This window comes from Methylomarinum vadi (assembly GCF_000733935.1).
Classification (GTDB): Bacteria; Pseudomonadota; Gammaproteobacteria; order Methylococcales; family Methylomonadaceae; genus Methylomarinum; species Methylomarinum vadi.
In genome coordinates this window covers 2064317-2083427 of the sequence record NZ_JPON01000001.1, presented here as the reverse complement: position 1 = coordinate 2083427, position 19111 = coordinate 2064317, and the positions used below count along the sequence as shown (strand labels likewise).

At 53.6% G+C, this 19111-nt stretch carries 16 protein-coding genes; 8 read left to right on the top strand and 8 right to left on the bottom strand.

Annotation, left to right across the window (positions count from 1 at the left end):
• Positions 1-16 precede the first annotated feature (16 nt).
• The gene (gene ppdK / locus EP25_RS0110420) at positions 17-2761 is read right to left on the bottom strand and encodes a pyruvate, phosphate dikinase (RefSeq protein ID WP_031433822.1); all 2745 of its coding nucleotides are present in this window, start codon (positions 2759-2761) and stop codon (positions 17-19) included.
• Between the two features lie 82 nt (positions 2762-2843).
• A complete protein-coding gene (locus tag EP25_RS0110415; protein ID WP_031433821.1) occupies positions 2844-3779 on the bottom strand; it encodes a histone deacetylase family protein in 936 nt (311 codons plus the stop codon).
• 94 nt (positions 3780-3873) lie between these two features.
• On the opposite strand from EP25_RS0110415, the gene EP25_RS0110410 reads away from it, so the two are divergent.
• The 3 genes from EP25_RS0110410 to EP25_RS22465 all read left to right on the top strand — a co-directional run bounded on the left by EP25_RS0110410 (position 3874) and on the right by EP25_RS22465 (position 8964).
• Complete coding sequence (locus EP25_RS0110410) at positions 3874-5064, top strand: BaiN/RdsA family NAD(P)/FAD-dependent oxidoreductase (RefSeq protein WP_031433820.1); 1191 nt, start codon at positions 3874-3876, stop codon at positions 5062-5064.
• A 145-nt stretch (positions 5065-5209) separates the two neighbouring features.
• On the top strand, positions 5210-7474 hold the full coding sequence (locus tag EP25_RS0110405; RefSeq protein WP_235185879.1) for a caspase family protein: 2265 nt from the start codon (positions 5210-5212) through the stop codon (positions 7472-7474).
• A gap of 47 nt (positions 7475-7521) precedes the next feature.
• Positions 7522-8964 (top strand): serine/threonine-protein kinase, encoded by a 1443-nt coding sequence (locus EP25_RS22465; RefSeq protein WP_051906555.1) that lies wholly within the window; start codon positions 7522-7524, stop codon positions 8962-8964.
• A gap of 23 nt (positions 8965-8987) precedes the next feature.
• On the opposite strand, the gene EP25_RS0110395 is transcribed toward EP25_RS22465, so the two are convergent.
• The gene (locus tag EP25_RS0110395) at positions 8988-9875 is read right to left on the bottom strand and encodes a GGDEF domain-containing protein (protein WP_031433817.1); all 888 of its coding nucleotides are present in this window, start codon (positions 9873-9875) and stop codon (positions 8988-8990) included.
• A 284-nt stretch (positions 9876-10159) separates the two neighbouring features.
• Here EP25_RS0110395 and EP25_RS0110385 point away from each other — a divergent pair, with 284 nt between their 5' ends.
• From EP25_RS0110385 to EP25_RS0110375, 3 genes are read left to right on the top strand one after another with little or no spacing between them, the layout of a single operon-like run.
• On the top strand, positions 10160-10702 hold the full coding sequence (locus EP25_RS0110385) for an ATP-dependent zinc protease family protein (RefSeq protein ID WP_036300453.1): 543 nt from the start codon (positions 10160-10162) through the stop codon (positions 10700-10702).
• Positions 10703-10741: 39 nt separating this feature from the next.
• On the top strand, positions 10742-12265 hold the full coding sequence (locus EP25_RS0110380; RefSeq protein WP_031433814.1) for an inactive transglutaminase family protein: 1524 nt from the start codon (positions 10742-10744) through the stop codon (positions 12263-12265).
• 5 nt (positions 12266-12270) lie between these two features.
• Positions 12271-13227: an alpha-L-glutamate ligase-like protein gene (locus EP25_RS0110375; protein WP_031433813.1), complete on the top strand. Its 957-nt coding sequence runs from the start codon at positions 12271-12273 to the stop codon at positions 13225-13227.
• Between the two features lie 28 nt (positions 13228-13255).
• Here the strand turns inward: EP25_RS0110375 and sufT are convergent, their stop codons facing one another.
• The 5 genes from sufT to EP25_RS0110350 are packed head-to-tail and all read right to left on the bottom strand — an operon-like array spanning position 13256 to position 17293.
• Entirely contained in the window at positions 13256-13804 is a 549-nt protein-coding gene (gene sufT / locus EP25_RS0110370) for a putative Fe-S cluster assembly protein SufT (RefSeq protein WP_031433812.1), read from the bottom strand.
• 4 nt (positions 13805-13808) lie between these two features.
• A complete protein-coding gene (locus tag EP25_RS0110365) occupies positions 13809-14540 on the bottom strand; it encodes an SDR family NAD(P)-dependent oxidoreductase (protein ID WP_031433811.1) in 732 nt (243 codons plus the stop codon).
• Positions 14531-15208 carry an HAD family hydrolase gene (locus tag EP25_RS0110360; RefSeq protein WP_031433810.1) on the bottom strand — a complete coding sequence of 226 codons (678 nt, stop codon included), beginning with the start codon at positions 15206-15208 and terminating at the stop codon, positions 14531-14533. Before EP25_RS0110360 ends, EP25_RS0110365 begins: the two co-directional genes overlap by 10 nt.
• A 2-nt stretch (positions 15209-15210) precedes the next feature.
• Complete coding sequence (gene ubiG, locus EP25_RS0110355; protein ID WP_031433809.1) at positions 15211-15918, bottom strand: bifunctional 2-polyprenyl-6-hydroxyphenol methylase/3-demethylubiquinol 3-O-methyltransferase UbiG; 708 nt, start codon at positions 15916-15918, stop codon at positions 15211-15213.
• Positions 15919-15970: 52 nt separating this feature from the next.
• Entirely contained in the window at positions 15971-17293 is a 1323-nt protein-coding gene (locus tag EP25_RS0110350; protein WP_031433808.1) for a TRZ/ATZ family hydrolase, read from the bottom strand.
• 58 nt (positions 17294-17351) lie between these two features.
• On the opposite strand from EP25_RS0110350, the gene mtnA reads away from it, so the two are divergent.
• Together mtnA and cysZ are read left to right on the top strand one after the other, a co-directional pair.
• On the top strand, positions 17352-18380 hold the full coding sequence (gene mtnA / locus EP25_RS0110345) for an S-methyl-5-thioribose-1-phosphate isomerase (RefSeq protein ID WP_031433807.1): 1029 nt from the start codon (positions 17352-17354) through the stop codon (positions 18378-18380).
• A complete protein-coding gene (gene cysZ, locus EP25_RS0110340) occupies positions 18377-19108 on the top strand; it encodes a sulfate transporter CysZ (RefSeq protein ID WP_327036927.1) in 732 nt (243 codons plus the stop codon). The genes mtnA and cysZ overlap by 4 nt, the downstream gene beginning before the upstream one ends.
• The last annotated feature ends 3 nt before the right edge of the window (positions 19109-19111 follow it).

Sequence of the window (19111 nt, the reverse complement as noted above, 5' to 3'; positions counted from 1 at the left end):
TAACCCGGCTTATTATTTATAGAGAGTAACTATTTTCCAACAGCTTGGCATGCGCCGCCGCCAGTCTGGCGACCGGAATGCGCGGGGCCGAGCAGGAGACATAGTTCAGTTTGATGTGATGACAAAAACGGATCGATTGCGGATGACCGCCTTGCTCGCCGCAAATTCCGATGCGAATATCCGGACGGGTGGCGTGGCCGAGTTCGGCGGTCATCTTCATTAGCTGACCGACCCCTTTGACATCAAGAATTTCGAACGGGTTGTCTTGCAACAAGCCGGATTCGTTATACAGCGGCAGGAACTTGTTTTCCGCGTCCTCGCGCGAGAACGAGAAGGTTGCCTGGGTCAGGTCGTTGGTGCCGAACGAGAAAAATTCGGCGACATTGGCCAGATCGCCCGAGCGGGTGCAGGCGCGTACCGTCTCGATCATCGTGCCGAATTTGAAATTGAGCTCGATTCGATACTGCGATTCCACTTCCTGTCGGACTTGGTCGACGATCTCCTTGACCTTCTTCAGCTCTTGCGAGGTGATCACCTGCGGCACCATGATTTCCGGATGAACGGTCAGGCGTTGCTTGGCGCACATCGCGGCCGCTTCCAGAATGGAGCGGATCTGCATGCGATAGATTTCCGGATAGCTCATCCCCAGGCGCACCCCACGGTGACCCAGCATCGGGTTGACCTCGTAGAGTTCCCGCACCTTACGCAGCATGATCTGTTTCTTTTCGATCGCTTCGTGAATGACTTCATCGTTTAGCATGTTGAAAGGCGAGGGCAGGGATTCATGCGAGCCCATCGTATCCAGGGTAACTTTTTGGCCCATGACGATTTTGGCGTAATGTTGCAGGGCATCGATCTCCTCTTCCAGCTGGTGTTCGCTAGGCAGGAATTCGTGCATGGGGGGGTCGAGCAGGCGTACTGTGACAGGATGCGGCGACATCGCTTCGAACAACTGGCGGAAATCGTCGCGCTGTATCGGAAACAATTTGGCCAGTGCCGCTTCGCGGGTCTCCAGGTTGTCGGCGATGATCATGTCTATCACCAGCGGCAGCCGGTCGGAGGCGTTAAACATGCGTTCGGTGCGGCACAGGCCGATGCCCTGAGCGCCGTACTCGAAGGCCAGTTTGGCGCCGTCCGGCGTGTCGGCGTTGGCGTGAACCTTAATTTCGGCGATGTCATCGGCCCAGCCCAACAGGGTTTTTAGTTCCTCGGAAAAACTCGCCTTCATGGTAGGAATACGTCCCAAATAAATATCGCCGGTGCTGCCGTCGATGGTGATGATATCGCCTTCGCGAATGTGCACATCGCCAACCACGGCCATGCGCGCCCTGACATCGACGGCGATGTCTTCGGCGCCGGCGACACAGGCTTTGCCCATGCCGCGAGCGACCACGGCCGCGTGCGAGGTTTTGCCGCCGCGGCTGGTCAAAATACCCTGGGAGGCGAAGAAACCGTGGATATCTTCCGGCTTGGTTTCTTCGCGCAACAGAATGATGTCCTCGCCTAACCGGCCCAAGCGTTCGGCGGTATCGGCATCGAACACGCATTTGCCGCTGGCGGCGCCGGGCGAGGCCGGAAGGCCTTGCGCCAACGGCGGATGTCCGTGGTCCGGTGCCAGTTGCGGATGCAGCAATTGTTCCAGCAGTTCGGGGTCGATCCGCAGCAGGGCCTGTTCGCGGCTGATCAGGCCTTCGTTGACCATGTCCACCGAGGTTTTCACCATGGCTGCGGCGTTCATCTTGCCGTTACGGGTTTGCAGGCAGTACAGTACGCCGCGTTCTATCGTATATTCGTAATCCTGTACTTCCTTGTAATGCGCTTCCAGTTTATTGCGCAAGGCCACCAGCTGAGCGTATTGCTCCGGCATTTCATTGGCCATTTCATGTACGGGCTTGGGGGTACGGATACCGGCCACGACATCCTCGCCCTGGGCATTGATCAGGTATTCGCCATACATTTCGTTGACGCCGGTTCCTGGATTACGGGTGAAGCCGACGCCGGTGGCGCAGTCGTTGCCCATGTTGCCGAACACCATCGTGACGATATTGACGGCGGTGCCGTTGGCGACATTTGGTGTAATATGGAATTCGCGGCGATAATCGACCGCGCGTTTGCCCATCCAGGAATTGAATACCGCCTTGATGGCGATTTCCAATTGTTCGTAGACGTCTTCCGGGAACGGGTGGCCGGTTTCTTCATGCACGACTTGCAGGAACAAATCGCTGATTTCATGCAATTGCTCGCTGCTCAGGCCGACATCGGCCTTGATGCCGGCTTTGCGTTTGACCCCTTCGAAATGGACGTCGAATTTCTCGTCGTCGATGCCGAGGGCGACTTTGCCGAACAGCTGGATGAAGCGGCGATAGGCGTCGTAGGCGAAACGCGGGTCGCCGGTATGCTCGATCAAGCCTTGCAGCGTCTGTTTGTTCAACCCAAGGTTGAGAATGGTGTCCATCATGCCCGGCATCGAAATGGCCGAACCGGAGCGCACCGAGACTAGCAGCGGATCGGAGGCGCTGCCGAATTCTTTGCCGGTTTTCTTTTCAATCTCCTTGATTTGCTCGCGGACTTCGCCCATCAAATCATCCGGCAGTTTGCCCATTTCCAGATAGGTCAAACAGGTTTCGGTAGTAATTACGAAGCCCGGCGGAACATTCAAGCCGATCTGCGTCATTTCGCAGAGATTGGCTCCTTTGCCGCCCAGTAAGGCTTTATTTTTGCCATCGCCGGTGTTGAACGAATAACTGTATTTGGTATTCATGTGGTGGCCTATATGTTGGTTAAGTTAAATGATTAAGAATTTTTAGCGCCTGTTGCGGCGCTGATTTGAAAAGGATTGCTCATTATTGACTGTTCATCAGGGCGCTGACATGGGCGGCGGCGCTTTCCCCTAACGCCGGTAGATCGTAGCCGCCTTCGAGGACGGAAATAATGCGGCCGGAACAACAGGTAGCGGCAATTTCCATGACTTGTCGAGTCACCCAATGAAAATCCTCGCTTTCCAGCATGATCGACGCCAGAGGGTCCGCTTTGTGCGCATCGAAGCCGGCCGAAAGCAAAATAAGTTCCGGTTTGAATTTTCTCAGCGCCGGTAAAATGATGTTACGGTATTTCTCCCTGAATTGTATTCCAGTGTCGCCCGCGCTCAACGGGACGTTAACGATGTTGCCGACACCGGTCTCGCTGGGGTGGCCGGTGCCGGGAAAAAGCGGCATTTGATGGCTTGAAGCATACATGACTTCAGCCGTCCGGTAAAAGGCTTGTTGGGTGCCATTGCCGTGGTGGACGTCGAAATCGACGATCGCCAAGCGGTCGACGCCGTGAAATTTACGGGCGTAAGCGGCGGCGACGGCGATGTTGTTGAACAGGCAAAATCCCATGGCGTGGCTTTCTTCGGCATGATGGCCTGGCGGACGCACCGCGCAAAAAGCGTTATCGGCTTGTTTGGCGACGACCCGGTCGAGTGCGCCGCAAACGGCGCTGGCGGCCAGTAGCGCCGCTTGGTAAGAGCCCGGAGAGAGCACGGTATCGGCATCTAACGAAGCCTGTCCATGGCGCGGGGTCGTTCGATGTATCGTTTGTATATAGTCCGCCGTGTGAATCAGCGCAATATGTTCTTCGATATCGTCCAATAAAACCGGCGTCATTCTGGTTAATCGGTCGAAGGCGGGGGTATTCAGAGCGGAATTGATACTGGTGAGCCTGGCGCTGGATTCCGGGTGGAATTCCCCGGTATCGTGCCGCAGGAAGTCATCGTGATAGAAATAAAGTGTCGTCACAAAGCCAGGCTCTGAGGTCTGATAGAATCAGTCTTTATTTGTACCGTTTTTTGCCGCCCAATACAAGGCGGCGTTAAATTAATCTTTTCGAGTGATGAAGAACGTTTTTTTGACCGGCCCGGACGTGGTCATTATAGGCGCCGGCGCTTCCGGTTTGATGTGTGCGATCGAGGCCGGCAAGCGCGGTCGGCGGGTTTTAGTGTTGGATCATGCCAATAAGGCGGGGAAGAAGATCCTGATGTCCGGCGGTGGGCGCTGCAATTTCACCAATTACTCGGTCGTTGCGGAGAATTATCTGTCGTGCAACCCGCATTTTTGCAAGTCGGCCCTGAGCCGTTACACGCAGTGGGATTTTTTGGCGCTGATCAATGAATACAGCATTTCTTATCATGAACGCGATCACGGACAATTGTTTTGCGATAACAGCGCCCGCGATATCCTCGCCATGCTGCTCGACCAATGCGGTAAATACGCTGTCTCCATACAACTGAATTGCAAGATCCTGAAGGTCGAACGACAGGACGGATTTCGTCTGTTTACAGAACAAGGCGAGATCGTTTGCGACAAATTGGTCGTAGCGAGCGGCGGTTTGTCGATACCGAAAATGGGGGCCTCGCCGTTTGGCTACCGCTTGGCCGAACAGTTTGGTCTTGCCGTGGTTCCCACCCATGCCGGGTTGGTGCCTTTTACCTGGCGGCAGCAAGACAAAGAGCAATTTGCCAGGTTGTCCGGTATCGCCGTGCCTGCCGCGGTATCCAATGAACGCAACAGTTTTCAAGAAAATATTTTGTTTACTCATCGGGGGCTAAGCGGACCGGCCATTTTGCAACTTTCCTCCTATTGGCGTTTGGGCGAAGCGATCGAAATCGATTTGTTGCCCGAAGTGGATCTGGAACCAGCACTGAAAAAGCAACGTCGTAACAAGACAAACGTCAAGATCAGAACGCTGTTAGCGAACTATCTGCCCAAGCGCCTATTGGAAGCGTTGCTCGATGAGAATACGATGGACGAGACACTGCAAAATTGTTCCGACAACCAGCTTGAGGCGATCGTCCGACAGCTTAAGCAATGGACCCTGAAGCCGAACGGCACGGAAGGTTATCGAACTGCCGAGGTCACCGTCGGCGGGGTGGATTGCGACGAACTGTCTTCGAAGACGATGGAAAGCCGCAAGGTGCCAGGGCTTTATTTCATCGGCGAAGTGGTGGACGTCACCGGCTGGTTGGGGGGTTATAATTTTCAATGGGCCTGGTCTTCGGGGTGGTGTGCGGGACAGTTTGTTTAGTAGGTTCGCGATTGTGGGCTATGATAAACAGATTGTTTGCCGGTTGTTTCAATAGGGGTTGTCAATGTTGCGGTCACAAAAATCATCGTCTGGAGTACACAGATCTATTAGCAAAAGTCAGCTGATCATTTTTCCTCTTGCCTTGTTGCTAGGTTGCCAATCGGGGCTGGTCAGCGATGGCGCGGACCTGAGAGCAAGCGAAGGTTATAACGCCGAACAGACCGACAAACTGTTTGTCGTCGATTGTTTGTTGCCGGGGCAGATACGCAAGCTGGGCAGTCAAATGACGTATTTGTCGGCGCGGAGGCCGATCAAGACCACAGCCGCTGATTGCGAGATTCGCGGAGGCGAATATGTCGCCTACGACCGGGCCAATTATGCCTCGGCCTTGCGGGTTTGGTTGCCACAGGCCAAGCAGGGGGACGCCCAGGCGCAGGTCTTGGTTGGAGAAATTTATGAAAAAGGACTGGGCGGAATGGCGGACCCGGCATTGGCCGCGATGTGGTATCGCAAGGCCGCCGAGCAAGGCAACTCCAATGCGCAAATCAATCTAGGCCATTTATATGAAAAGGGACTGGGAGTGGAAAAGAATTTGCCGGAAGCATTGAACTGGTATCGTAAGGCGTCCGGATTGGACGACACCGATTTGCAGTTCGCCTCGATCACCGCCGCGCAGGTGTCGGCCGGATATGAAAAGCAACTGGAGGATTTACGGCAAACTTCGTCAAGCTACCAGAAACAAGCGGAGACTTTACGCCAACAACTGAACCGGGCACAGCAAAACTATGCGACGCAACAACGCAATTTGCAGTCGCTCAAGAATAAGCTCGAGGACACCCGAAAGCAATTGCAGCAGGAAAAAAGCAAGAGTGGCGGCGATCGGCAATTGATCGAAAAGTTGGAACAACAACTTAAAAACAATCAGTCTTCCTATAACGACCAGAAGGCCGCACTAGCGAAAATGGCGGCCACGATGAATCAACAAGAGCGGGAACAGGCGGAAATATCCGCTTCCCGGTTATTGTTGGACGATCAAAAACGGCAGTTGAAAAGCAAGGAAGCCGAATATCAGGACACCTTTATACGGATTAAAAGCGATATGAAGCTGATCGAGGAAAAATCGGCGCGGGCGGTTACGACTCAGGACAAGTTGGCGGTCGAACATTTACGCACTCGGCTGGAGGCCGAAAAGGCGGACTTGTTGGCCAAGGGGCAACAAATTAAGCAATTGAAAGCGAATATTGGCGACAATGAAAAAATTCTCGCCAGTCTGGAGCAGAACGGCCAGAACAAGATCACGCTGGCGCAAGCCGGCATCGAGATCATCGAACCGGACATGCCGGCCTTGGTTTTGACGCGCGGTATTCCGAGTTACCAGCTCAGGTCGATCGCGCCGAGCAAAAAAATCATCGGCAAGGTCGCCGCGGTCGATGCATTGAAGACGTTAACGGTGAACGGACAGGAAACCCGGGTCGACCAACGCGGAATTTTTCACAGTCTGATTCCGATTAATGATGAACTGAATCCGGTCGAAATCGTTGCCACTTATAAGAGAGGCAATCCAAGCATCGTTAATTTCAATTTGTTGGCAAAGTCGAAGGCTTCTACTGGCGTGGAGCAAGCACCGCCGAGCAGAGCCGTTTCGCGCACCTATCCGTCCGTCGATTTCGGCCGCTTTTATGCCTTGGTAATCGGTAACCAGAATTATGCGCAATTACCTTCGTTGAGTACGTCGGTCGAAGACGCCAAAGCGGTGGATGAAATCTTGCGTACCCGCTACGGTTATAAAACGACCTTGTTGATCAATGCCGATCGCCACCAGGTGATGACGGCATTCAATGAATTACGCAAGAAATTGACCGAAAAAGATAATTTGCTGATTTATTATGCCGGCCATGGCGAAATCGACAAATCCGACCAAAGCGCCTATTGGCTGCCTACCGATGCCGAACCGGACAATGCCGCTAATTGGTTGTCCAGCCACAGTATCACCCAGTTTTTGAATATCATCCCGGCCAGGCATATTCTGGTCGTGGCCGATTCCTGTTATTCCGGGGCGATGACGCAAACCGCCGTCGCCCGCTTGCCCGAGCAAATGGCCGAGGCGAAACGCAAGAAATGGCTGCAGTTCATGGTCAGGCGTAAGGCCCGGACGGTGTTGACCTCGGGAGGCGTGAAACCGGTGCTGGATACCGGAGGCGGGCAGCATTCGGTATTCGCCAAGGCTTTTTTGAAGGTGTTGCAGAATAACCATGGTTTGTTGGAAGATTATGAATTGTTCAGGGAGGTCTCTAAACAGGTCAAACAATCCGCGGCCCTCGTCGGCTTTCAACAATTGCCGCAATATTCGGCCATGCTGCACGCCGGCCATGAAGGCAGCCCGTTCTTTTTCGTGCCGAGCGTGAATTAGGGCTTGTTTGCAGACGACTTACGGCTTAACGACTCGAACAACACGCAATGAACGAACATGAGCAAAACCAGGATGAATTGACTGTCATTCATAACGCCGGGCAAAACGGGGCGGAGCAAGAGACGGTGATTCGCACGCAATTGGAAAACGATGCGACAGTGTTGGAGCCCGAACTTCGCCCGGTGCCGAAGGGTAAACCGTCGGAAACTCTGCGGGTCGGTTCGATATTGCAAAGACGTTTCGTCTTGAAAGAAGTATTGGGCAGCGGCGGCATGGGTACCGTGTTCCGAGCCACCGATTTGCGTCGGGAGGAGGCGCAGGATCATCAACCCGATGTCGCCATCAAGGTGTTGAACGACGAATTCAGAGACGATCCTGAATTGTTTATCGCCCTGCAGCGGGAAACCAAGAAATCGCAGATTCTGGCCCATCCCAATATCGTTACGGTGTATGACTTCGACCGCGACGGCAGTAATGTTTTCATGGTCATGGAATTACTGGAAGGAAAATCCCTGTCGCAATATCTCAGGGAAGAAGGCGCCGACGGAATTTCCTTTAAAAAAGCCTGGCATATTATCAAGGGGCTGGCCCTGGCCTTGGCTTACGCGCATAAGAAAAACATCATCCATTCCGATTTCAAGCCGGGCAACGTGTTCATCACCTCGGAAGGCGGCGTCAAGGTATTGGATTTCGGCATCGCTTGCGCCGCGGCGCGCTCGGAATCGCATGTCGAGGATACCGTGTTCAATGCGCGCGATTTGGGGGCCTTGACGCCGGCCTACGCGAGCCTGGAAATGCTGCAGGGCAAGGAGCCCGACCCGGCCGATGATGTTTATGCGCTGGCCTGCGTCTGTTTTGAAATTCTCGCCGGCAAGCATCCGTTCGGCAAGCTATCCGCGCAAAAGGCCATGGAAGTCAATCTCCAAGTGCCGGTCATACCCGGCTTGGATCGCCGCCAGCGTATGGCGTTGAGTCATGCCCTGGAATTCAAGCGCGAACTACGCACCCCGACCGTCGATGCCTTTCTGGATGAGATCGAACCGAAGTCGATCTGGCCGAAAGTATTCGCCGGAAGCGTTGTTATCGTCCTGTTGGGGGTGGCTGGAAGTTATTATTACGTCTTCAAGGAATATGATTTTGTCGATGACAAGATCGTTCAACTGACCCCGGAACAGGAACTGGCGGTCAAGGACTTTCTCGAGCTGGCCCAGATTCATTTTGAAGTCGGATATTTGACGGCACCGTCGGGCAGCAATGCTATGTGGGCTTATCGCCAGGTGTTGAAAATAGATCCGTACAATCAACAAGCTCAGGATGGATTGAAAAAAATCGCGGATCTGGTATTGCAACAGGCTATGGAATTGTACGAACAAGGAGATTACCAAGGCAGTCTGGCGAAAATCGAGGCGGGTTTGGAGGCCGTCCCTAAGCATGAACAGTTGTTGGCGTTAAAGGACCGTATTCTCGAATCAGAACGGTCTCTCAGGTAGCTCGTTGGAGCGCCATTTTTCTTTTATTGGGCCCGTTTAACTTGATTCCTGCCATTAGCCTTGGCCAGGTACATGGCGCGGTCTGCGCGTTTGATAAATGACCCGATGCTGTCATTACCCCTTAGTGAACTGACGCCCAGGCTCACTGACATATTCAGCGTTTGCATGCCATAGGCCAGCGTATGGTTGTAGATGACTAGACGGATTCTTTCGGCGATGTCTTCGGCATCATCCAGGCTTGTTTCGCTGAGTAAAATGACAAACTCCTCGCCGCCATAACGAAACAATATATCGCTGCCGCGAATGGAATCCTTGATCAGGTTGGCGACCGAGGCCAAGGCGATATCGCCGCATTCATGACCGTGATTGTCATTGATCGATTTGAAATGATCGATATCCACGAAGATTAAGGAGAGGTGTTTGCTATTGCGGTTGGCCAGCTTGAATTCCCGGGCGATGGCTTCATTAAAGGCGGTCCGGTTTTTGGTTTTTGTTAACGGGTCGGTTTGGGCCATTTGCAGCGCTTGCTGATACATCGTCGCGTTTCGCAGGGGATAAATCAGGCAACACAACAAGGCTTCCAACAGTTTTAGTTCTTCGTTGCCGAAGCGTTGGCGCCGCATCAAGCGCAGTTCTCCCAGGGGTAAGTCTTCTATGGTCAACTTGTAACTGCAGGAATGGCGGGTATTCATGCCTTTCTTGAATTCCAGGTTGAATTGAGGGTTGCAATACACCATCCCATCATGCGGAATCATTAGGTGAATTTTCTCGCAGAAAATAGTGATCAGTTCATGAAAATTCAGTGTGGTTTGCAGGGCGCTACTGATGTCATAGTGTTGCAGGTTGGTGGCACGAGTTGCTTCGTAGGTCTTATTATTGACAACGGCTAAATTGGCGATTTTCTTTTTCATGACCACAGGCACTGGTAAAGTGAAGGTATTTCGAATAAGCGCGTTTTATGCCAATGCTTATAACTTTATTATTATCAATCGGTTAGAGTTGTGTTGGCAACGCTGGCGGCGGCCGGTGTCAAAATTCCGGCAAATTTTTGCCGTCGAAAGTTCGACTAAGAGTCTGTTGGCGAATCTTTTTTGCGATCGATAAGGTTAAATTGCAATTTAAGATTCCTTTAAGTTGGGATTACGGATAATATGCGCTTCGCATTGGTTTTAATCTATTCAGACAAGCGGAAAGCATGTTAAGAAATTTACCTATCATGGTGTTGCTCGCGGCACTATTGGCGATCTTCCCGGTTGGCGCGACGCAGAAAAATGAACGCATTATTGCCGGATGGCTGGAAATGGTGGTTCTCCATCCCTGGCAAATAAAACTGAAAGCCAAGTTGGATAGCGGCGCCAAAACATCGTCGATTCATGCCGATAATCTCGAGTATTTCGAGCGTGACAATAAAACTTGGGTACGTTTCGATCTGCCTAAAGGGCGAAGAAAAAAAGCGGTTCAACATGCGATTGAGGTTCCGTTATTGAGAGAAGTCAAAATTAAGCGCCATAATTTACCGCCGGTATCGAGGCCTGTGGTGGAAATGTCGTTTTGCATCGATTCGCGTTTCTACACCGCGCAGTTTACGTTGGCCGATCGAGGAAATTTCAATTATCCGGTCTTATTGGGGCGGCGTTTTTTAAAAGACAATTTTCTGATCGATCCGGGCGCTACCTTCATGCATAGAGATGAAGAAACTGTTGTTTTTTGCAAGCAAGCGACTGCCGCAACTGAGTAATGGGGCTAGCAATCATTGCATGAAAAAGGATAATAAAGCTTGAAGAATTTGCATGTCATCATCCTGTCGCTGGCCTTGATCGTGATCAGCATCGCGATCTGCTTTTATAAAGTCACGGAATTAAAATTGCCGTTGTTGCCGGCGGAGCAGTCGGAAGTATGGGCTGTTGAGGCCAGGATCAGTTTTAAGGCCAACAGGGGGCCCGCCAAGGTGGATTTATTGCTGCCCAAGAAACCGCAGGATTACTTCATTCTGGATGAAAGCTTTATTTCCGGGCGCTACGGCATGACTCTGGAAGAAGCAAACAGGAATCGCTTGGTGCGTTGGACGTTGCGCCGTCCCAAAGGCAGCCAGTCTCTGTATTACCGGATGCAGATTATCGCCGAAAAACAAGTGCCAGAACCGGAGGAAGGCGCGCGTTATCCTTTGAAAAAATCCTATCCCGACATGATGCAGACTGCCGTCGACGCCTTGCTCGACGAGGTTCGCAGCAAATCGGCCGATACTCGCTCGTTCACTCATGAATTATTGTTGCGCCTGAATGCGAAGGATGCCGATGACAATATCCAATTATTACGCAAAGGGGCGGAAAAGCCCGAGTTGTGGGTCGAACGTATTATCAGTATCCTGGCGGGCGCCAGGATTCCCGCGCGAAAGGCTAACATTCTGTTATTGAAAGACGGTATCCGGCATGGCCAGCTGACGCCCTGGTTGCAGATATACGACGGCAGTGAGTGGGTGGCTTTCGATCCCGGCAGCAGTCGTGGAGAAGCCGGGTTTCCGGAAAATTCGTTTGTCTGGAATATCGGCCAGGATCCCTTGTTGACGGTGAAAGGGGGCAGGGCGGCCAAGGTCGAGTTTTCCGTGCATAAACAGTTTCAAGAGGCGGAGTACATCGCGCAGCAGCGCTCCGATGTCAAACATTCCAGCGTCATGGCCTGGTCCCTGTTCAATTTGCCGATTCAGACGCAGAATGTTTATCGCATTTTATTGATGATGCCGTTAGGCGCTTTATTGATCGTGGTCTTGCGCAATCTGATCGGCATCAAGAGTTTCGGCACCTTCATGCCGATCTTGATCGCCCTGGCTTTTCGCGAAACGGAGTTGGCTTGGGGATTGGTATTGTTTACCGTGATGGTCGCGTTGGGATTGATGTTGCGGTTTTATCTGGAATATCTGCATTTGCTGTTAGTGCCGCGTTTGGCGGCCGTGCTGATCATCGTGGTCATTCTAATGCTCTTTTTGAGCTTGTTGACCCATAAATTGGGAATCGACCGGGGTCTCTCGGTGGCGTTGTTCCCAATGGTCATTCTCACCATGACCATCGAGAGGATGTCGTTGGTATGGGAAGAACTGGGCCCGGCCGAAGCGTTGCAGCAAGGCATCGGCAGTTTGTTCATCGCCTCGATCGGCTATCTGTTAATGACCAATCCGCTGTTGGAGCATCTGATTTTCGTGTTTCCGGAATTATTATTTTTCCTGTTGGGTATTACATTGCTGCTTGGCCGTTACACCGGATACCGTCTGACCGAACTTTGGCGTTTTAGGGCCTTGTTGAAATAAGCGTCATGAGTTGGAAAAACTATTTGTTTGCGGCTCGTAGATTGCGTCAATTCGGGTTATTGGGCATGAATCAGCGCAATGGCGATTATATTTCCCGTTACAATCCCAGGCATTACTATCCGCTGGTGGACGATAAGCTCCAGACCAAGCAAATGGCGTTGGATGCGGGAGTCGCCGTTCCGCAGTTGTATGCGGTGGTTGAAATCGAGCACCAGATCGACCGGTTGGCGCAAATTCTGGCCGGCTACGATGAATTCGCCGTTAAGCCGGCCCACGGTAGCGGCGGAGAAGGAATTTTGATCATCAAGGGGCGCAGCAAGGATTTGTACCGCAAATTGAACGGTACCCTGCTCAGCGAGGCCGAAATCGGCCATCATATTTCCAATATTCTCAGCGGCATGTATAGCTTGGGCGGTCAGCCCGATAAGGCGCTGATTGAGTACCGGGTCGAATTTTCCTCGGTATTCGAACATATCAGTTATCAAGGAGTGCCGGATATTCGAACCATCGTCTTCAGAGGGGTGCCGGTCATGTCGATGCTCAGGCTGCCGACCCGGCTTTCCGATGGCAAGGCCAACCTGCATCAGGGTGCCATAGGCGTCGGTATCAATCTGGCCACTGGGCGGACGTTAAAAGGCGTATGGCGGGAGGAAATCGTCTCGCACCATCCGGATACCGGCTACGAAATAGAAGGCCTGGAAATCCCGGATTGGGGGCAAATCATGTCGTTGGCGGCAGGTTGTCAGGAAATGGTCTCGTTGGGCTATATCGGTGTCGATATCGTGCTGGATGCCAAGCTCGGGCCGCTGATGCTGGAAATCAATGCGCGTCCGGGCTTGAGCATACAAATCGCCAATCAAAAAGGGCTATTGCCTTTTTTACGCCAGATCGAGACGGTTAGGCAGTTGCCTGATGCGGTGGCGGAAAGGGTGAAGCTGGGGCAGCAACTGCATGCCGGCTAGAGTTGAGTGCATTTCATGCACCCAATTCTTAAAACAAGCCTAATTGCACTTGGGCGACTTCCGACATCATTTCCCGCGACCAAGGCGGGTCCAGGACGATCTCGACATTGACCGAGTCGACGCCGGGCAAGGCGCGGACCGATTTCTCCACATCGCTTTGGATGACCGGTCCCATGCCGCAGCCGGGGGCCGTCAGCGTCATCATGATATGCACATCGTTACCGCCCTTGTCGTTAGGCGTGACATTACAATGGTAAACCAGGCCCAAATCGACGATATTGACCGGTATTTCCGGGTCGTAGACGGTCTTCATGACTTCCCAGCAGTTTTTTTCGACGGCTTCGGGGTCGGTTTCGGAAACCAATGTGTGAAGTTCGTGCGATTCCTTGCCCAAGGCGTCGGCGTCGCTGCTGGCGATGCGTACCATGTGGCCGTGTTCGGTCACGACGGTAAAGCTGGAGCCCAGGGATTGATGGATGGTGACTTCATGGCCCTTGCTCAGGGTGCCGTGATTACCATCCGGTACGGTGATGACATTGACATCTCGGGTTAATTGGACAACTTCTCTTTCAGACATAACGCTATCGGGTTGTGAATGTTTGCGCATCGATGGTCTGGCCGCTAATTTCCAGGCTATCGTTGCTGAATAAATAAACGTATACCGCATCCAACGAATCCATCGCCGGTAGCCGGGTTTTATCCTCGGCGGGATAAACTTTCTTGCGCAACGGCGAATCGACCGGGCCGGGAACCAATGTGTTGACGCGGATTTTTTGACCGGCTTCCAATTCCTCGGCCAGGATTTTGGCGAAGCCTTCCAGGGCTATTTTCGCCACGCCGTAGGCGCCGCTGTAAGCTGGCGCCTTGCGGGCCGAGGAATCGGACGTGAACACGACCGAAGCATGTTCGCTCTTCTGTAGTACCGGCAACAACACCCGGGTCAACAGAAACGGCGCATTCAGGTTAACATTCAGGCTGTGGCCCCATTCCTGCGTCTTGATATTACAGACAGGGGAGTAAGCGCTCAGTTCCACCGCGGAATGCAGCAGGCCTTGCAGGGAACCGTATTGTTTATCGATGACCTCGGCCAGCTCAAAATATTGAGCTTCATTGGCGCCGGCGAGATCGAACGGGTACATGACCGGTTCCGGGCCGCCTTGACCAACGATGGCGTCGTAGACCTTCTCCATTTTGGGAATGCTCTTGTCCAGTAGGATGATGTGCGCGCCTTGCTTGGCCAATGCCAAAGCCGCCGTGCCGCCGAGGCCGCCACCCGCACCGGTGATTAAGATGACTTGATCTTTTAATAGCATGCTGATGATTGAATCCAGGAAGTCAGTTGTTCGGGAGACGAAATCAAGCCGTCGGCCCCCCAGGTGTCGGGGCGGTCATCGTCTTTCAGATAACCGTACAATGCCGCCAGCGTTTTCATGTTGGCATTTTTGCCGGCGGTGATGTCGTGGCTGGCGTCGCCGATGTAAAGGCAATGCTCCGGTTCCACTTGAGCGTGCCGGCAGGCGGTCAGCATCGGTTCGGGATGGGGCTTGCTGTTGGCCGTGGTATCGCCACTGATGATGCAGGCGGCCCGTTCGGTCAGTTGCAATGCCGCCATCAACGGCAACGTGAAGCGTTCCAGCTTGTTGGTAACGACCCCCCATTTCAAGCCGTTGCATTCGATGAAATCCAATGTTTCCGCGATCCCGGCGAAAAAACGGCTGTGCGCGGCGATATTGTTCTGGTAATCGTCCAGCATGTCGGCCAGCATAACGCGCTGCAGCCGCTCGTCGGACCCTGTCGCGGCCTGTTTGATCATGGCCGCGGCGCCGTGGGAGATAAAGGGCCTGATTTCGGCAACGTCGACCGAACGAAAACCGTGTTTGCCGATCGCCCGGTTCAGGCAAACGACCAGATCCGGCGCGGTATCGACCAAGGTACCGTCCAAATCGAATAGCACGCAGGCCAGCTTGAATTTTCGGCTCATGGTTATTCGGGACGTTGAAAGGCCGCGATGTAATTGACGTCGATGTCCTTGCCCAGACTGAAACGTTTGCTGAGCGGGTTGTATTCGATGCCGATCAGGGATTGCAGCTCGAGTCCGGCGTGACGGGCGGCCTGGCTCAATTCCGACGGTTTGATGAAGGTTTTGTAATCGTGGGTCCCCTTAGGCACCATTTTCATGAGATATTCGGCCGCGACGATTGCCAGCAAATAAGCTTTAGGCACCCGGTTTAAGGTCGAAAAAAACACCATACCGCCCGGCTTGACCAATTTGGCGCAAGCGCCGATGATCGAGCCGGGATCGGGGACATGCTCCAGCATTTCCATGCAGGTGACCAGGTCGAAGCTGCTCGGTTGTTGTTCGGCCAACGCTTCGGCGCTGATTTTCTGGTAACGGACGTTGACGCCGGATTCCAGACTATGCAAGTCGGCAATATCGATCAGGTCTTCGCTCAGGTCGATGCCCAGCGCGTCGGCGCCGTGTTTGGCCAGGCCTTCGGTCAGAATGCCGCCGCCGCAGCCGACATCGACGGCTTTTTTGCCTGGCAAATCGACATGCTGCTGGATGAAACGCAGGCGCAAGGGGTTGACGTCATGCAGTGTTTTGAATTCACCGTGAGGGTCCCACCAGCGTTCGGCCTGAGAGCCGAATTTATGTATTTCGTGGGCGTGTACGTTTTCTGTCACTGTCATAGGCTTGAGTGTTTTTGGTTGGCTATAGTGTACTATATTACTAGGTTTTTGTTTATTTGTTGTCGTCGGCAAACAGGCGTTGCTGCCAAACATCTATCCTGGCGCGGAGATCGTCGAGATCGAGCGTGGTCAGGCGCCTTTGTTTCAACAATTGCCGGCCGGCCACCCAGACATCGGTGACCTGGTGGCGGCTGGCCGAATAGACGATTTGCGCCAGCGGATGATATAGCGGCTGGGTTTCCAGTTCGCTAAGGTCGATGGCGACCACGTCGGCCGCCTTGCCAATCGTCAGCGACCCGGTCAGTTCGTCGATGCCCAAGGCCTTGGCGCCGTTGAGCGTAGCCATCTGCAGCGCGGTTTGCGCCGGAACGGCCGAGGCGTCGCCGCTGACGCCCTTGCCGAGCAGCGCGGCGCTGCGCATTTCCGCCAGCATGTCGAGATCGTTGTTACTGGCGGCGCCATCGGTGCCCAGCGCGACATTGATTCCGGCGTCCAGACATTGCGCCACCGGACAGAAACCGCTGGCCAGTTTCAGGTTCGATTCCGGGCAATGCACGATATGGCCGCCGCTTTCGGCGAAGCGGGCGATTTCAGCAGGCGTCAATTGGGTCATGTGCACCGCTAATAGCGAAGGACTGAGCAGGCCGAGTTCTTCCAGACGTTGCAATGGCCTGCGTCCGGTCTTTTGTTGTTGTTCCTCGACTTCATGCCGTGTTTCGTGTACATGTATATGCACCGGCAGGTTCAGTTCGTCGGCGAACATGCGTATTTTGCGTAATGGTTCGTCGGAGACGGTGTAAGGTGCATGCGGTGCAAAGGCCGTCGTGATCAACGGTTCATGGCGTAGTTCGTCATGCAAAGCCAGGCCCTTCTCGATATAAGCTTCGCTGTTTTCCGCCCAGGCCGAGGGAAAATCGACGGCGATCAGCCCGATGCTGGCGCGGATGCCGTGATGGATGGCACGATGCGCGGTGACCTCCGGGAAAAAATACATGTCATTGAAGCAGGTGGTGCCGCCGCGGATCATTTCGGCAATGGCCAGGTCGCTGCCGTCCCTGACGAAAGCTTCGCCGACCCATTTATGCTCCAACGGCCAGATGTGGCGTTGCAGCCAGTCCATCAGATGCAGGTCGTCGGCGATGCCACGCAACAGCGTCATGCTGGCATGAGTATGGCAATTGATCAGCCCCGGAATCAGCGCATGAGAATGAAGTTTGTGCACTTTGTTGGGCTGATAACGTAGTAATGCCGTTTCCTGTGGCAGTATCGCAATTATTTTACCGTCGTCGACGACCAGGCTGTGGTTTCTGTGGATTACGGACGCCGGTTCAACGGGTATAATCCAGCGTGCTTCGATAATGAGATCAACTTGCATGATGTGTTCCTTATAATGTCGAGCGGAATTATAACTTTTTGACGATTTTTTAAATACAATGAGCGAGATTAAGCAATTGAGCGTACAGGCGCTGGAATGGACCGGGAAGAGTTTGCGGGTATTGGATCAGCGTCTGTTGCCCGAACAAATCCGTTATCATGAATACCACGACGCCGAAACGGTCGCCGAGGCGATCAGGTCCATGCAAGTGCGCGGAGCGCCGGCGATTGGTATCGCCGCCGCCTACGGAGTAGTGTTGTCGGTAAAAAGGCATTATCGAGCCGATTGGCGGGAAAGAGTCGAGCGGGATATTCAATTGTTGGCCGAGTCTCGGCCGACCGCGGTCAATTTGTTTTGGGCCTTGGATAAAATGCGCGCGGCTCTGGCGGCGGCGGAAGACCCGCTGGTTGTCGCGACCGAGGCCGCCCTGCGAATACATCAAGACGACCTGGAAGCCAATCTGCGCATGGGGGAATTGGGCGCCGACGTGTTGGGCGAAGCCCGCGCCGTCATGACCCATTGCAATGCCGGTTCGTTGGCGACCGGCGGGTACGGTACCGCCCTTGGCGTGATTCGCAGTGCCTGGAGGCGAGGGCTCAAGACCGTTTATGCCGGAGAAACCCGGCCGTGGCTACAAGGGGCTCGCTTGACCGTGTGGGAATTGGCCCAGGATGGCATTCCGTCCACGTTGATCGCCGACTCGGCCGCGGCTTGGCTGATGAAGAACGGCGCGCTGGACTGGATCATCGTCGGCGCCGACCGGATCGCCGCCAACGGCGATGTGGCCAATAAAATCGGCACCTATTCGCTGGCGGTGTTAGCCAAACAGCATGATGTTAAGATGATGGTGGTGGCGCCGATGTCGACCATCGATTTCTCGCTGGCGAATGGCAATGGTATCGAGATAGAGCAACGCCATCCGGCCGAATTGCTGCCGGATTGTTATTTACAGAAGGGTTCCCTGGTCCAGGCCTGGAATCCGGTTTTCGACGTGACGCCCGCGCAACTTATCACGGCAATCGTGACCGAGCGCGGCGTGGTATTGAACCCGGCCGAACACGGCGGAGTGAGGAGTTTAAAGACATGATGAGAATGGCCGATAAAGGCAAAAACCCGGTTTACGCCCTTCAATGTTTGCTGAAGGGCTTGGCGATGTTGCCGCGTAAGGAATTGCGCAAATATTTGTTGATTCCCCTGCTGATCAATGTGCTGTTATACAGTACGGTGCTGGTGTTGGGCTATTATTACATGTCCGATTTGATCCAGCAGTTCATACCCGGCTGGTTGTCCTGGCTGGAGTGGATTCTGTGGCCGCTGTTTTTCGTCAGCTTTCTGATCACCGGTTTTTTTACCTTCACGATACTGGCCAACCTGATCGCCGCGCCTTTTTACAGCCATCTTTCGGCCCGAGTTGCCGAACTGTTGTCCGGTGATAGCATCGATGTCGTCGAACAGTCTTGGCCCAAAGTGTTGCTGGCGGAAATCAAACGCGCCGGCTATTTGTTGAGCCGGATGTTGCCGTTGCTGATACTGTTCATCATCCCGGTCGTGAATGTCGTCGCGCCGATCGTTTGGGCCTTGTTCGGCGCCTGGAGCATGGCATTGGAGTTTATGGCTTATCCTCTGGAAAATCGCGGATTGCTGTTCAGCGAACAAAAAGCACTGTTGAAAGAGGTGCGCATCGCCGGGTTGAGTTTTGGAGGCCTCACGGTATTGGGCTTGTCGTTACCTATATTCAACCTGATCGTGTCGCCGGCCGCGGTGATCGGTGCGACGGTGTATATTTACACGCTCGCTGAACAACAAGAGCAGTAAAGC

Excerpts from the sequence above, each read along its gene's own strand:
- EP25_RS0110385 (WP_036300453.1), top strand. The coding sequence starts at position 10,160 with ATGTTAAGAAATTTACCTATCATGGTGTTGCTCGCGGCACTATTGGCG.
- EP25_RS0110350 (WP_031433808.1), bottom strand. The coding sequence starts at position 17,293 with ATGCAAGTTGATCTCATTATCGAAGCACGCTGGATTATACCCGTTGAA.
- sufT (WP_031433812.1), bottom strand. The coding sequence starts at position 13,804 with ATGTCTGAAAGAGAAGTTGTCCAATTAACCCGAGATGTCAATGTCATC.
- EP25_RS0110375 (WP_031433813.1), top strand. The coding sequence starts at position 12,271 with ATGAGTTGGAAAAACTATTTGTTTGCGGCTCGTAGATTGCGTCAATTC.
- cysZ (WP_327036927.1), top strand. The coding sequence starts at position 18,377 with ATGATGAGAATGGCCGATAAAGGCAAAAACCCGGTTTACGCCCTTCAA.
- ppdK (WP_031433822.1), bottom strand. The coding sequence starts at position 2,761 with ATGAATACCAAATACAGTTATTCGTTCAACACCGGCGATGGCAAAAAT.
- mtnA (WP_031433807.1), top strand. The coding sequence starts at position 17,352 with ATGAGCGAGATTAAGCAATTGAGCGTACAGGCGCTGGAATGGACCGGG.
- ubiG (WP_031433809.1), bottom strand. The coding sequence starts at position 15,918 with ATGACAGTGACAGAAAACGTACACGCCCACGAAATACATAAATTCGGC.
- EP25_RS0110365 (WP_031433811.1), bottom strand. The coding sequence starts at position 14,540 with ATGCTATTAAAAGATCAAGTCATCTTAATCACCGGTGCGGGTGGCGGC.
- EP25_RS22465 (WP_051906555.1), top strand. The coding sequence starts at position 7,522 with ATGAACGAACATGAGCAAAACCAGGATGAATTGACTGTCATTCATAAC.
- EP25_RS0110360 (WP_031433810.1), bottom strand. The coding sequence starts at position 15,208 with ATGAGCCGAAAATTCAAGCTGGCCTGCGTGCTATTCGATTTGGACGGT.
- EP25_RS0110410 (WP_031433820.1), top strand. The coding sequence starts at position 3,874 with ATGAAGAACGTTTTTTTGACCGGCCCGGACGTGGTCATTATAGGCGCC.
- EP25_RS0110395 (WP_031433817.1), bottom strand. The coding sequence starts at position 9,875 with ATGAAAAAGAAAATCGCCAATTTAGCCGTTGTCAATAATAAGACCTAC.